Raw genomic sequence first — 13,473 nt, forward strand, 5'->3', positions numbered from 1 at the left:
GGCGGGCCACGGCCCGCGCTCCGGGGTCGGGGCGGATCAGCCGTCCGCCGGGACCGCGCCCGCCGCGGTCGACGGCACCGCGGTCGCCGACGAGCAGAGCGTGGTGGACGCGGCCGTCTACCGCGACGGCCGCCGGGTCGGCACGCCCGACGGCCTGGCCGCCACCTTCCGGCGGCTGCGCGAGGAGCCTGGCGCGATGGCGTGGATCGGGCTGTACCGGCCGACCGAGGCGGAGCTGCTGTCGGTCGCCGAGGAATTCGATCTGCACAAGCTGGCCATCGAGGACGCGATGGAGGCACATCAGCGGCCCAAGCTGGAGCGCTACGGCGAGACGCTCTTCGTCGTGCTGCGCGCGGCCCGCTACCTCGACGCGGTCGAGGAGGTGGACTTCGGCGAGCTGCACGTCTTCGTCGGCCCCGACTTCGTCATCACCGTCCGGCACGGCGCCGCCCCGGACCTGTCCGCGGTGCGCGCCCGGATGGAGTCCACCCCGGAGCTGCTGGCCCTCGGCCCGGAGGCCGTGCTGTACGCCATCCTGGACGCGGTGGTGGACGGCTACGCCCCGGTCGTGTCGGGTGTGCAGAACGACATCGACGAGATCGAGACCGAGGTCTTCCGCGGCGACCCCGAGGTGTCGCGCCGCATCTACGAACTCTCCCGCGAAATGGTCGAGTTCCAGCGCGCCACCCGCCCGCTGGTGGGGATGCTGCGCGGGCTGATGGCCGGTTTCGACAAGTACGGCACCGACGAGGAGCTCCAGCGCTATCTGCGGGACGTCGCCGACCACGTCACCCACACCAGCGAGCGCGTGGACGGCTTCCGCTCGGCCCTCACCGACATCCTCGCCGTCAACGCCACGCTGGTCACCCAGCAGCAGAACGCCGAGATGAGGGCGCTGGCCGAGGCGGGCTTCGAACAGAACGAGGAGGTCAAGAAGATCTCCGCGTGGGCGGCCATCCTCTTCGCCCCGACCCTGGTCGGCACCATCTACGGCATGAACTTCACGCACATGCCGGAGCTGCACTGGGTGCTGGGCTACCCCTTCGCGCTGCTGCTGATGGCGGTGGTGTGCGTCAGCCTGTACGTCATCTTCAAGCGGCGCGACTGGCTCTGATCCCGGCCGGACCGTTGTCTTCCACGCACGAAGCCCGGCCCGCCGGGACTCACCTCGGCCACACCCGACCGCGATAGTCCCGGTCCGCCCCTCCTGCGCTGCCATATTCGAGGGCCCCTTCGGAGGTGGCTGTGACGCCAGAAGCGACGACATTCCGAACATCCCAAGCACCCCCAACATCCCCGGCATCCACCGCATCCCCGGCTTCCCGCATCGCCGATCTCGCCCCGCGCGACACCCGCTCCCACGTCTGCCGCGTCCTGCGCCCGCTGCACGGCAAGCGCGCCGCGATGTCGGAGCGCAGGCACGGCAACATCCCGCTCTGACCGGTCGGCCCCGACTACGAGGCGTTCCAGCTCACCGAGGTGCCCGCACTGCTCGCGCGCGACTGCGGGCCTCCGGAGTCCGGGCCGTCACCGGGGTGTCCACCGGCGGCTACGGCGCCGTGGCGCACGCGGCACGCCACCCGGGGTCGTTCACCGCCGCGGCCTCGTACAGCGGCACCCTCGACACCATGGCGCCCGGCATGCCCGCCCTGATGGACGCCATCGTGGCCCGCGAGAAGCTGCCGCCCCGCTCCCTGTGGGGCAGCCCGGTCCTGAACGTGCTCACCTGGCGCGACTTCAACCCGCGGGCCCGCGCCGAGGGGCTGCGCGGCACACCGCTGTACGTGTCCAGCGGCAGCGGGGTGGTCGGCGGCATCGGCGACTGGCTCCCCGAGGCGCTGGAGAGCGTGCTGTGGCCGTCCGCCCACTCCTTCACCGACTGGCTCGCGCTGCTGCGCATCCCGGTCACGACCCACTACTACGCGGGAGGAGGACACAGCTGGACCTACTGGAAGCGGGAGTTCACCGCGTCGTGGCCGATGCTCGCCGGTGCGCTGGGGGTGCCGGAGTGAGGCCGCTGCCGTCGGGGCACGGAACGGAGCGCAGGGGACTTACGTCCAACCCCGGACGCGCCCCGCGTGCCCCGGGCAACGGCCCGCGGGTGAGCCGCTTCCGGCTGAACGGAGGGTCCGCCGTGGCTGCCCCCACCCCGCACAGCGCACCGGACGGCCCCGATGCCGCCCCGGTCCCTCCCGAACTGGCCAAACTGCTGCGCGACCAGCTGGCGGCCGTCGCCGACGAGGTGGAGGAGGAGGTGCGCCGACAGGTCCCGGAGTACGCGCGTCCGGCCGACGGGACGTACCGCGCGCACCTCAGGTCGGGGGTCGTCCAGGCGCTGACCCTGTTCGTCGACCACATCGCCGAACCGGGCGGCCAGGGCGCCTCGATCATGACGACCTACTACGAACTCGGGCGCGGCGAGGCGCTGGAGGGCCGCAGCCTGGACGCGCTCCAGTCCGCGCTGCGGGTCGGGGGCCTGCACGCGTGGCGGCTGATGGGCCGTACGGCGGAGGAGCTGGGCCTGGACTCCGCGGTCGTGGCTGCCCTGGGCGAGCTGGCGTTCCGTACCGTGCACGAGGTCGCGGAGGCGGCCGCGGCCGGATACGCGGAGGCCCGGCTGCGCAGCACCGACGAGCTGGAGCGGCGCCGCCGCCGACTGCTCGAACTGCTGCTGGGCGAGGGGCCGGTGGCCCCGGAGGCGGTGCAGGACCTGGCGCACTCCGCCCGGTGGCCGGTGCCGGGGCACGTCGCGGTCGTCGCGCTCGCGGCCACGCCGGACCAGCGGGAGGAGGAATGGCCGCTGGCGGCGGCGGGGGCGCTGGTGGACATGGGGTCCCGGCCGCCCCGGATGCTGGTGCCGGTGGCGGAGGGCACCTCCCGCGGTTCCGGGGGTACGGGCGGCTCCGGCGGCTTCGGCGGGCGGGCGCTCACCCTCGCGCTGCGCGGGCGGCCCGCCGCGATCGGCCCCACCGTCCCGGTCACCGAGGCCGCCCGGTCGCTGCACTGGGCCACCCGGGCGCTGGGGCTGATGGGCCGCGGGATCCTGCCCCGGCAGGGCGTGGTGCGCTGCGCCGACCACCTGTCGACGCTGCTGCTGCACAGCGACGAACCGATGCTGGCCCAGCTCCGGGCGCGGGCCCTCGCGCCCCTGGCCACCGTCTCGGAGGGCCAGCGCGGACGGCTCGCCGAAACGCTGCTGGCGTGGCTGCTCAGCGGCAGCAACGTGCCCGACGTCGCCGCCCGCCTCCACATCCACCCGCAGACGGTCCGCTATCGCCTGCGGCAGCTGGAGAAGCTGTTCGGCGACGCGCTGCACGACCCCGGCGGCCGTCTGGATCTGATCCTCGCCCTGCGCGCCGAGGCGCTCCGCAACGAATTCCCCTCGCTCACCCCCGGACTCACGTCCGCACAAAAAGGCGAGGATTATTTGAATTCCCGGCCATAACACTGAGTCAGTTCACGCGAATACCTTCGGGACGTCCTTGTTCGCAGGCGCTCCACGCGCCCCACCCTCAAAGGATCCCCCATGCGTATTCGCCTGGGCCTCGCCGCGCTCTCGCTGCTCGGCGGGGCCGGACTGGTCACCCTCTCGGCGCCCCCGGCAACGGCCGCCGCCTGCACCGACATCGACGTCGTCGCGGCCCGCGGCACCTTCGAACCGGGCAACCTCGGTTTCATCGTCGGCGACCCCGTGTATTCCGCGCTCCAGAAGAAAATCACCGGCAAAACCCTCTCCGGCTACAAGGTGAACTACCCCGCCGACCTTTCCCTCACCTCGGCCGCACAGGGCAACGCGGACATGGTGAACCACGTCAAGAGCCAGGCGGCCGCGTGCCCGAACCAGCGTTTCGTGCTGGTCGGGTATTCGCAGGGCGCGAACGTCGTCGACAACTCGATCGGCATCAGCAGCGCGGGCGCCGTGGTCGGCAGCCCCATCGTCGCCACGATCCCCGCCGCGCTCGAACCGAAGGTCGCCGCCGTGCTGCTGTTCGGCAACCCGATCCGGGCCATCGGCAAGAGCGTCACCGGCACCTACCAGAGCCGCACCATCGACTTCTGCGCCAAGGGCGACCCCATCTGTCAGAGCGGGGGTCTCGACGTGGGAGCCCACCTCGGCTACACCGCGAACGCGGAGGCGGCGGCCACCTTCGCCGCGGGCAAGGTCTGATCCCCGTAACGGCACGAGAAGGGCCCGGGAATCCTCCCGGGCCCTTCTCCCGTACGGGGACGGGCTACTGCGGGTCGCGGGCGAACTCCGCGAGGTTCGTGGAGACGGGCTCGGGGCGGCCGTTGTTCTGTACGGGCGCCGCGGTCAGCACATCGAGGTGCTGGTAGCCGTCGGCGACCACGGGGTGGAGGCCGGAGGGGATACGGCCCGCCAGCAGTCCGTCGCCCGCGAGCACGGTCAGCGTCGGATGGGCGGTGAGTCCCTTCGGGTGGACGACGAGCCGCTTCACCTGCGGCGAGGTGGCGAGTTGGAGGTCGGTGACCAGCTTGGTCGGGAAGTACTGCTCGGTGAAGTCCAGCGGCTGTTCGGCCAGGCTGCGGGCCAGCTCCTGGATGTCGGTGACCTCCTTGCCCGCGCCGGTGAACGGCGTTCCGTCCGCCGACCGGTACCCGGGGTCGTCGGGGTCGCCCACGCGGTCGTAATTGCGCCATGTGTAGAGCGGCCCGCCGGGCCGTTCCGGGATGGCCTTGTACTCGACGCCGAACAGCCCCGGTTGCGCGTCACCGCCGTTGGCGACGGGGAAGCTCTTGTCGACGATCGGCCCGCCGTCGAAGAAGCCCGCGCTGCTCTGGAGGAACGCCAGCGGTACGGAGTGGTCGTCCATCAGCGCGCCGAGCACCGCCTCGTTGCTGAGCCGGAAGTCCTTCACCGCGGGCTTGCCGGTGAGGAACGCGGCGGTGTCCTTGGAGAACAGGAACCGGTTCGTCGCCTCGATGTTGACGTTCGCGGGCAGATAACCGGGCAGGTCGGCCTCGCCGCCCGGATCCCGTACCGCGCCCAGACCGGCGATGGACAGCAGGGTCATGGTCTCGGGGTTGAGCAGGACCGGCGCGGACAGCGTCCGGGACAGCACCCCGCTGTCGAGCCCCGCCTGCACCACGCCGTAACCGAGGCCGATGTCGGGCAGGTTGGTGTCGTCCGGGATGCTGCCGCTCAGATCGCCGAGCGAGGTGGACACGGTGGTGTCGAGGGCGAAGTACCCGGCGCACTGGTTGTATCCGGCGTCGGCAGTGGTGGCGGGGTTGCCGTCGAAGTCGGCGGCCGTCAGATAGCCGGTGATCACCCCGCCGAGCGAATGCCCGCCGCACAGCACCTTCTGCTTGCGCGTCCGCTGGTCCGGCAACTCGGCCGTCAGCAGGTCGTATTCGTCCCGTACGGTCTGCTCGATCCCGAGCTTGGCCATCCACGCCAGCTTGCTGTTTCCGACGTACCCGTCGAAGGTGCGGCCGTCGACCTGCTTGCCGCGGTAGTAGTAGTCGACGGCCGCGTGCTGATCGCCGGAGGCGATCCCGGTGCGGTCCTCCAGACAGTTGGACCGCCGGTCCAGCGCCCAGAACTCCACGTGCCGCCCCCGCTCCGCGGCACGCGCCACGGTGTTGCGGGCGACGCTGTCGAACGCCCCGGCGCCCTCCAGGATCCCCGGCTGCGCGACGAGGATCCGATCGGCGTCGGCCGAGGCCTCGGGCCCGTCGGTGGCCCGGTAGCGCAGATACGACAGCCAGTCGCACGCCTCCGGCCGCGCCCCGAACGAGGCGGGCAGCGGCGCCTTCACCCGCACCACGCTCTCGGTCACGCCACCGGCCGCGCTCCCCGACACCCGCGTCTCGGTCCTTACGTCCTCTCCCCACGCGTGCGGGGCTCCCGTGATCAGCATCCCCAGGGCCAGCAGCACCGCAGGCACGGCGCCGCGCAGGGCCCTGGAGGTTCTTCCTCTGCTGCGACTCATGTCCATGCGGGGACCGTAGAACCGCGCACCGGCCCCGCCCGGCCCATGCTCACAAGAACGCAGCACCCACCACCACCTTTGTCACCAGACCCCAACCCCTATTCCTCGTTCCGCCGTTCTCCCCGGGGCTCGTTTGTGCTTCGATGCCGTGCGCACGGTACGAGCGGGTGAGCGACGGGAGTATGCGTATGGATCGGCGAGGGTTCCTCAAGGGCGCGGCCGCGCTGTCCACCGCCGGGGTGGTCCCGGCGTTAGGCGGGGTCGCCACCGCGGCGCCGAACCGGGCGCCGGCCGCGCAGGACTGGCTTTCCGGGATCGCCGACGCCACGCCCGTGCAGCGGCTGACCCTCCCCGGGACCCACGACTCCGGGGCCCGCTACGGCGGACCGTGGACCGAGTGCCAGAACACCACCATCGCCGACCAGCTGAACAGCGGCATCCGCTTCCTGGACATCCGCTGCCGCGCGTTCGACAACGCCTTCCCGATCCACCACGGCGCCTTCTACCAGCACCTCAACTTCGACGATGTGCTCGGCGCGTGCCGTGCCTTCCTCTCCGCGCATCCGTCCGAGACCGTGCTGATGCGCGTCAAGCAGGAGTACTCGGAGGAGAGCGCCGCCGAATTCCGCCGGATCTTCGACCTCTACCTCGACGACAAGGGCTGGCGCTCCCTCTTCCGCCTCGACTCCACCCTCCCGACCCTGGGGCAGGCCCGCGGCCGGGTCGTGCTGCTCGCCGACTCCGGCAACATGCCGGGCGTGCGGTACGCGGATCCGCAGCTGTTCGACATCCAGGACGACTACATGGCGGAGCCGCTCGGCAAGTACCCCAAGATAGAGGCGCAGTTCCGGAAGGCGGTGGCCCAGCCCGGCAAGCTGTACATGAACTACGTCAGCACCGCCGCGCTCCTCCCGCCCCGGTCCAACGTGGACCGCCTCAACCCGCAGGTCAAGACGCTGCTGGAGGGCGCGGGCAGCCAGGGTTGGACGGGGCTCGGCATCGTTCCGATGGACTTCCCGAACACCACCTCGGGCCTGGTCGACACGCTGGTGCGGCACAACCCGGCGGGGTGAGGGCCGGGTGCGGCGGCGGCTCGTGGTCGACGGGCCACCGCCGTACCGTCGCGGGTGCGTCAGGGGGTGACCGAGGGTCGGGCGAAGCGTACGAGTTCCAGGGCCTGGTCGGGGAACCACTGGCCCGCCTCGGGGTTCACCGTCCCGCGCACCGGGTCCGAGGGGCCTGAGGTGCCGCGGAGGCAGCGGCCGTCGGACTGGCCGGGCGTCTTCACCCAGAGGGCGGCGTCGTGCAGCGGGTCGCCCGTGGCGGTGGTGGGGCGGGCGCCGAGGCCGCGGTGGGGCGGGTTGCACCAGGACTGGGGATCCGCGTGCCGGCTGTACCGCGGCGTCCAGGGGCCGCGGCCGTTACGGCTGGTGTCGGTGACGAAGTGCTTCATCTCCGACGGGTCGTGCGGCTCGTGCGCGCGCAGCCAGGCCCTCAGGTGCCGCCGCGACCAGCTCTGCTCGGGGCAGGCCTCCGGTTCGCCGCCGTCGGCGACGTAGGCCAGGCACGCCGAGACGAGCCGTCCGTACAGCTCGCTGTCCCGGTCCGTCTGGTAGTGCGAGACGTTGAGGGCGAAGCCGGTGGCCTCGTCGATACCGGCCTTGACGAGCCGGGGCACGATGCTGCTGACGGCGTGCCAGCCCGCGTGGCCCGCGTCGAGGTACACCTTGGCGTTGGTGAGGGCCGTGAGGGTGTCGACCGCGTACGTGATCTCGGTGTAGCGGGCCTCGGTGAGGGCGTCGCCGCCGGACTGCGCCTCCGTCGCCACCTCGGACTCGGGCTCTGTCTCGACGACCGCCGGTGGGTCGGCCTCCGGCTCCCTGTCGAGGTCGGCGGGGTCGTCGGGGAGGAACGGGGAGGGGCTCGGGGTCGGGACGGCCGGATCCGAGGCCGGGGTCTCGGCGGCGCCGGACGCGCCGGGGGTGGGGACGGTGCCGGGCTGCGGTTCCGGGCTCGGGAGGGTGGTGGGCTCGGTGAGCGCGGGCGCCGTGGTGGGCTCGGTGAGCGCGGGCGCCGTCGTGGGCTCGGTGAGCGCGGGCGCCGTGGTGGGCTCGGTCGTGGTCGTGCCCGCCGCCGTGCCCGCATCGGCCGGGGCGGACGGGGTGAGCGCCGGGGCCGGGGTCGTGGCCTCGGCCGGGGTGTCCTCGCCGGCCTGCCCCTCGCAGTCGGAGGGCAGCAGCGCCAGCGAGTCGGGTTCGAGGACGATCATCACCTCGCGGTCGCCGATGCCCTGGGCCACGGCGTCGATCCACGCCTTGTACTCGTCGGTGGTCCGCGCTCCCCCGGCGGAGTAGCTGCCGCAGTCACGGCCGGGAACGTTGTAGAGGGCGAGCACGGGCAGCTGGCCGCGCCGCGCGGCATCGCTCGTGGTCATCCGGACCAGGCGGGCGACCCGGGCCGGGGACTCGTCCCCGTACCAGACCGCCTGCGGGGTCCGCACCATGGCGAGGAGCCCGGAGGCCCCGCGGTAGTCGCCCCGCCAGGCGAGCCGTGTCACCTGACGGTATGACGCGCGGTCGGCCGGGGGGACGTAGAGGGGGCTTCCGTGCGAGGGCGCGGCGACGCGCTCCTGTACGGCAGCCTGAACGGCCGAACCGCTCAGTAGGGGAAGGGCAGTTGCGGCCAGAACGGCCATCGACACGGCGAGGGTTTTCCGTCTCGTTCGCACGGGCGCACTCCAAGGGGCGGGTCGCGTAGGGTCGCGTGGGTCGGTTCCTGAGGCTCACTCAGAAACCGGGACCCGGCAACGCGAGCGTCCGCCGAGTGGCGCAACGGGATTCCCGCCCAGGGGTGGCGTTCCGTCAGATGACCGTATCGACGTACTCCCGGCCCGGGGACCGGGAGCGCGTCACGTACCGGTCAGATGCTCCGGCCGCACCGGCACCCGGCCCAGCCGCAGTCCCGTCGCTGCGCGGATGGCCGCGACGACCGCCGGGGTGGAGGAGAGGGTCGGGGCCTCGCCGACGCCCCGCAGGCCGTAGGGGGCGTGGTCGTCCGCCAGTTCCAGGATGTCGACCGGCATGGTCGGGGTGTCGAGGATGGTGGGGATCAGATAGTCGGTGAAGGACGGGTTGCGGACGCGGGCGCCGTCCGAGACGAGGATCTCCTCCATCACGGCGAGGCCGAGCCCCTGCGTGGAGCCGCCCTGGATCTGGCCGACGACGGAGAGCGGGTTGAGCGCCTTGCCGACGTCCTGTGCGGCCGCCAGTTCGATGACCTTGACCAGGCCGAGTTCGGTGTCGACCTCGACGACGGCGCGATGGGCGCAGAAGGAGTACTGGACGTGGCCGAAGCCCTGACCGGTCGTGAGGTCGAAGGGCTCGGTGGGCCGGTGCCGGAATTCCTTCTCGATGTCGATCGCGTCGTCCCCGAGGAGGTCCGCGAGGTCGGCGACGACCTCGCCGGTGTCCGTGACCACCTTGCCGTCCCGCAGCAGCAGCCCCGCGGCACCGCTCGGCAGGCCGCAGCGGCGGAAGACCTCCTCGCGCACCGCCTCGCAGGTGTGCTTGATGGCGCCGCCGGTCATGTACGTCTGGCGGGAGGCGGAGGTGGAGCCCGCGGAGCCGACCCGGGTGTCGGCGGGGTGGATGGTGACCCGGCTGACGCCGAGTTCGGTACGGGCGATCTGGGCGTGGACGGTGACGCCGCCCTGGCCGACCTCGGCCATCGCGGTGTGGACCAGGGCGACGGGCTCGCCGCCGATGACCTCGAGGCGCACCCGGGCCGTGGAGTAGTCGTCGAAGCCCTCCGAGAAGCCGACGTTCTTGATGCCGACCGCATAGCCGACGCCCCGCACCACGCCCTCGCCGTGGGTGGTGTTGGACAGGCCGCCGGGCAGGGCGCGGACGTCGACGTCCCCGTCCGCCGTCTCCCAGGCGCGCTCCGGCGGGAGGGGCAGCTCCCGGACCCGGCGCAGGATCTCGGCGACCGGGGCCGGGGAGTCGACGATCTGGCCGGTGGGCATGACGGCGCCCTGCGCCATGGCGTTGCGCTGCCGGAACTCGATGGGGTGCAGACCGAGTTCCTCGGCCACGGCGTCCATCTGGGCCTCGTACGCGAAGCACGCCTGGACCGCGCCGAAGCCGCGCATCGCGCCGCAGGGCGGGTTGTTGGAGTAGAGGGCGAGCGCCTCGACGTCCACGTGGTCGACGACGTAGGGGCCGATCGCCAGGGAGGCGGCGTTGCCCACAACCGCCGGGGAGGAGGAGGCGTACGCGCCGCCGTCCAGCACGATGCGGCACTGGACGTAGAGCAGTCGGCCGTCCCGGGTGGCGCCGTGTTCGTAGGTGAGCTTGGCGGGGTGCCGGTGGACATGGCCGAAAAACGACTCGTACCGGTTGTAAACGATCTTCACGGGCTTGCCGGTGCGGAGCGCCAGCAGACTGGCGTGCGCCTGCATCGACAGGTCCTCGCGCGCCCCGAACGCCCCGCCCACGCCGGAGAGCGTCAGCCGCACCTTGTCGGCGGGCAGGCCCAGCACCGGGGCCAGCTGGTCGCGGTCCACGTGCAGCCACTGGGTGGCGATGTAGAGGTCGATGCCGCCGTCCTCGGCGGGCACCGCGAGCCCGGATTCCGGGCCCAGGAACGCCTGGTCCTGCATGCCGACCTCGTAGTCCCGGCGTACGACGACATCGGCGCGGGCCTTGGCGGCGGCGACGTCCCCACGCCGCACGGGCTGGCGGTGGACGACGTTGGGGTGGGGGGCGTGGGCGGCGTGGTGGTCGGTGCGGTCGGGGTGGAGCAGCGGCGCGCCGGGCGCGGTGGCGGTGGCCTCGTCGACCACGAGCGGCAGCTCGGCGTACTCGACCTTGATCCGGGCGGCGGCGCGGCGGGCGGTCTCGGGGTGGTCGGCGGCGACGATCGCGACGGCCTCGCCGTGGTAGCGGACCCGGTCCTTGGCGAGGACGGGCTGATCGTGGATCTCCAGGCCGTAGTGGGTGGCGGCCGGGAGGTCGTCGTGCGTCATGACGGCGTGGACGCCGGGCAGGGTCAGCGCGCCGCTGATGTCGATGGACCGGATCTCGGCGTGGGCGTGGGGGCTGCGCAGGGTGAAGCCCCACAGCATGTCCTCGTGCCACAGGTCGGAGGAGTAGGCGAACTCACCGGTCACCTTGAGCGTGCCGTCGGGGCGGAGGGTGGATTCGCCGATGTGGCCCTTGCCCCGGCTCTCGGTCAGATGGGCCTGGGTGATCGTGGTGGGGGCGCGGTCGGGTCCCATGGTCAGCTCGCCTCCCCGGACGCCGAGGTGCGGGCGGCGGCGAGGCGCACCGCGTCGAGGATCTTCTCGTAGCCGGTGCAGCGGCAGAGGTTGCCGGAGAGCGCCTCGCGGATGTCGGCGTCGGACGGGTCGGGGTGCCGTTCCAGCAGCTCATCGGCGGCGACCAGCAGGCCGGGGGTGCAGAAGCCGCACTGCACGGCGCCCGCGTCGATGAACGCCTGCTGGACGGGGGCCAGCGCGCTTGCCCCGGCATCACCGGAGGCACGTCGTTCCGCGTACTCCGGAAGCCCCTCGACGGTCACCACCTCGCGCCCCTCGGCCTGACCCGCCGCCACCAGGCACGCGCACACCGGCACCCCGTCGAGCCGGACCGTGCACGATCCGCATTCGCCCTGCTCACAGGCGTTTTTCGAGCCGGGCAGGCCCAGTCGTTCGCGCAGCACGTACAGCAGGGACTCGCCCTCCCAGACGTCGTCGGCCTGCTGCGGCCGCCCGTTGACGGTCATGTTCACGCGCATGCCACGGCCCTCCCTTCGCCTTCGCGGTACGCCTGCCAGGTCCAGCCGAGCGTGCGGCGCGCCATGACCGTCACCGCGTGGCGGCGGTAGGCGGCGCTGCCGCGTACGTCGTCGATGGGGTCGCACGCGCCCGCGCACAGCTGGGCGAACTCCCGGGCGACCGCGGGCGGAATAATTTCGCCGCTGTCCCAGAAGGCGCCCTCGGCGAGCGCCGCGTTCAGGAAGTCCTCCGCCGCCCGGGCCCGGACCGGCGTGGGGGCGGCCGAGCCGATGCCGGTCCGTACGGTGCGGGTGCGCGGATGCAGCGCGAGGGCGAACGCGCACACCGCGATGACCATGGCGTTGCGGGTGCCGACCTTGGAGAACTGCTGCGGCCCGTCGGCCTTCTCGATGTGGACGGCCCTGATCAGCTCGTCGGGCGCCAGCGCGTTGCGCTTCACCCCGGTGTAGAACTCCTCGACCGGGATCATCCGGGTGCCGCGCACCGAGGCCACCTCCACCTCCGCCCCGGCCGCCAGCAGCGCCGGATGGGCGTCCCCGGCGGGCGAGGCGGCGCCGAGGTTGCCGCCGACGGTGCCGCGGTTGCGGATCTGCGGCGAGCCGACGGTGCGCGAGGCGAGCGCGAGGGCGGGCAGCTCGGGGTGCAGCCGCTCGATGATCCGGCTGTACGGAACGCCGGCGCCCAGCCGGACCGCCCGCTCGCCGGTCTCCCACTCCTCCAGTTCGCCGATACGGGTCAGATCCAGCAGCCGTTCGGGCCGCCGGTGATCGAAGTTGATCTCGACCATCACATCGGTGCCGCCCGCGATGGGTACGGCGTCGGGGTGCTCGGCCTTCGCGGCGAGCGCCTCCGGCCAGTCGGCGGGGCGCAGGAAGTCCATGGGCCTCTCTTCTCACCAGTCCTGAAGGAACTCGTGCACGCGGCTCCCAGTCCAGTAGACCCGGCCGCGGGCCCCCAGGGCAGTCACCGAAGACATGAAGCAATTGGCTGGCCAGCGGGCTGGTCTTGTAGATTCGAACGAACGACGGGGAATGGAAACCTCGCGGTATTCGACCGGTGACACCACACGAGCGACAAGACGAGATCGGCTGGCACCACCATGCGGCTGCGCGCACTGCTGGAAACCGATGCCCTGGGCCTGCGCCTGCTCGGCGGCGAGGACGAGCTGGACCGCACCGTACGCGGCGTGATGACCACCGATCTGCGCGATCCGAGCCGCTATCTGTCGGGCGGCGAACTGGTGCTGACGGGGCTGGCGTGGCGGCGCGAGCCGGACGACTCCGAGCGGTTCGTACGGATCCTGGCGGCCGCCGGGGTGGCCGGGCTCGCGGCGGGCGAAGCCGAGCTGGGCCCCGTACCCGAGGACCTGGTGCTGGCCTGCGCGCGGCACCGGCTGCCGCTGTTCTCCGTGGTCGAGGACGTGGCGTTCGCGTCGATCACCGAGCATGTCGTACGCCAGGTCTCCGGCGAGCGGGCCGGGGACCTGGCCGCCGTGGTGGACCGGCACCGGCGGCTGATGACCCCGGGTGCCGCGGGCGGCGGCCCCGAGGTGGTGCTCGACCTGCTCGGCTCGGACCTCGACCTGGCCGCCTGGGTGCTCTCCCCCACCGGCCGCCCGATCGCCGGGCCGACCGGCCCCGGGGCCGCGGAGCTGCCGCAGCCGGTCCGCACCCGGCTGGCCGGTGAGCACCTGGCCGCCCGGCGCGCCGGGCGCCGCGGCCC

The 13,473-nt window shown here is 72.6% G+C and carries 10 protein-coding genes and 1 pseudogene; 6 read left to right on the forward strand and 5 right to left on the reverse strand.

The features are described from left to right. Window positions 1-100: 100 nt before the first annotated feature. The 4 genes and pseudogenes from EEJ42_RS41000 to EEJ42_RS41020 all read left to right on the forward strand — a co-directional run bounded on the left by EEJ42_RS41000 (window position 101) and on the right by EEJ42_RS41020 (window position 4,168). A complete protein-coding gene (locus tag EEJ42_RS41000) occupies window positions 101-1,114 on the forward strand; it encodes a magnesium and cobalt transport protein CorA (RefSeq protein ID WP_123107233.1) in 1,014 nt (337 codons plus the stop codon). A gap of 332 nt (window positions 1,115-1,446) precedes the next feature. Next, window positions 1,447-2,012, forward strand: a pseudogene (locus tag EEJ42_RS41010) (alpha/beta hydrolase-fold protein); the annotation flags it as partial. A gap of 122 nt (window positions 2,013-2,134) precedes the next feature. Further along, entirely contained in the window at window positions 2,135-3,445 is a 1,311-nt protein-coding gene (locus tag EEJ42_RS41015) for a PucR family transcriptional regulator (protein ID WP_123107226.1), read from the forward strand. A gap of 81 nt (window positions 3,446-3,526) precedes the next feature. After that, complete coding sequence (locus tag EEJ42_RS41020) at window positions 3,527-4,168, forward strand: cutinase family protein (protein WP_123107227.1); 642 nt, start codon at window positions 3,527-3,529, stop codon at window positions 4,166-4,168. 64 nt (window positions 4,169-4,232) lie between these two features. On the opposite strand, the gene EEJ42_RS41025 is transcribed toward EEJ42_RS41020, so the two are convergent. Continuing rightward, window positions 4,233-5,960, reverse strand: coding sequence for a hypothetical protein (locus tag EEJ42_RS41025; protein WP_123107228.1), 1,728 nt, complete (start codon window positions 5,958-5,960; stop codon window positions 4,233-4,235). 182 nt (window positions 5,961-6,142) lie between these two features. On the opposite strand from EEJ42_RS41025, the gene EEJ42_RS41030 reads away from it, so the two are divergent. After that, window positions 6,143-7,027, forward strand: a complete 885-nt coding sequence (locus tag EEJ42_RS41030; protein WP_123107229.1) for a phosphatidylinositol-specific phospholipase C — start codon at window positions 6,143-6,145, stop codon at window positions 7,025-7,027. Between the two features lie 59 nt (window positions 7,028-7,086). Here the strand turns inward: EEJ42_RS41030 and EEJ42_RS41035 are convergent, their stop codons facing one another. From EEJ42_RS41035 to EEJ42_RS41050, 4 genes are all read right to left on the reverse strand, one after another. Continuing rightward, complete coding sequence (locus EEJ42_RS41035) at window positions 7,087-8,511, reverse strand: glycoside hydrolase family 6 protein (protein ID WP_246097687.1); 1,425 nt, start codon at window positions 8,509-8,511, stop codon at window positions 7,087-7,089. Between the two features lie 351 nt (window positions 8,512-8,862). Next, window positions 8,863-11,232 carry a xanthine dehydrogenase subunit D gene (gene pucD, locus EEJ42_RS41040; protein ID WP_123107230.1) on the reverse strand — a complete coding sequence of 790 codons (2,370 nt, stop codon included), beginning with the start codon at window positions 11,230-11,232 and terminating at the stop codon, window positions 8,863-8,865. 2 nt (window positions 11,233-11,234) lie between these two features. Next, window positions 11,235-11,750, reverse strand: a complete 516-nt coding sequence (locus EEJ42_RS41045; RefSeq protein ID WP_123107231.1) for a (2Fe-2S)-binding protein — start codon at window positions 11,748-11,750, stop codon at window positions 11,235-11,237. Beyond that, complete coding sequence (locus tag EEJ42_RS41050) at window positions 11,741-12,631, reverse strand: FAD binding domain-containing protein (protein ID WP_123107232.1); 891 nt, start codon at window positions 12,629-12,631, stop codon at window positions 11,741-11,743. The genes EEJ42_RS41045 and EEJ42_RS41050 overlap by 10 nt, the downstream gene beginning before the upstream one ends. Before the next feature lie 219 nt (window positions 12,632-12,850). On the opposite strand from EEJ42_RS41050, the gene EEJ42_RS41055 reads away from it, so the two are divergent. Beyond that, window positions 12,851-13,473, forward strand: a 623-nt coding sequence (locus EEJ42_RS41055) for a PucR family transcriptional regulator ligand-binding domain-containing protein (RefSeq protein WP_184503513.1), incomplete at its 3' end; no start/stop codon positions are given.

Origin of the sequence: Streptomyces botrytidirepellens (assembly GCF_003721215.1) — a bacterium.
GTDB classification, from domain to species: Bacteria; Actinomycetota; Actinomycetes; order Streptomycetales; family Streptomycetaceae; genus Streptomyces; species Streptomyces himastatinicus.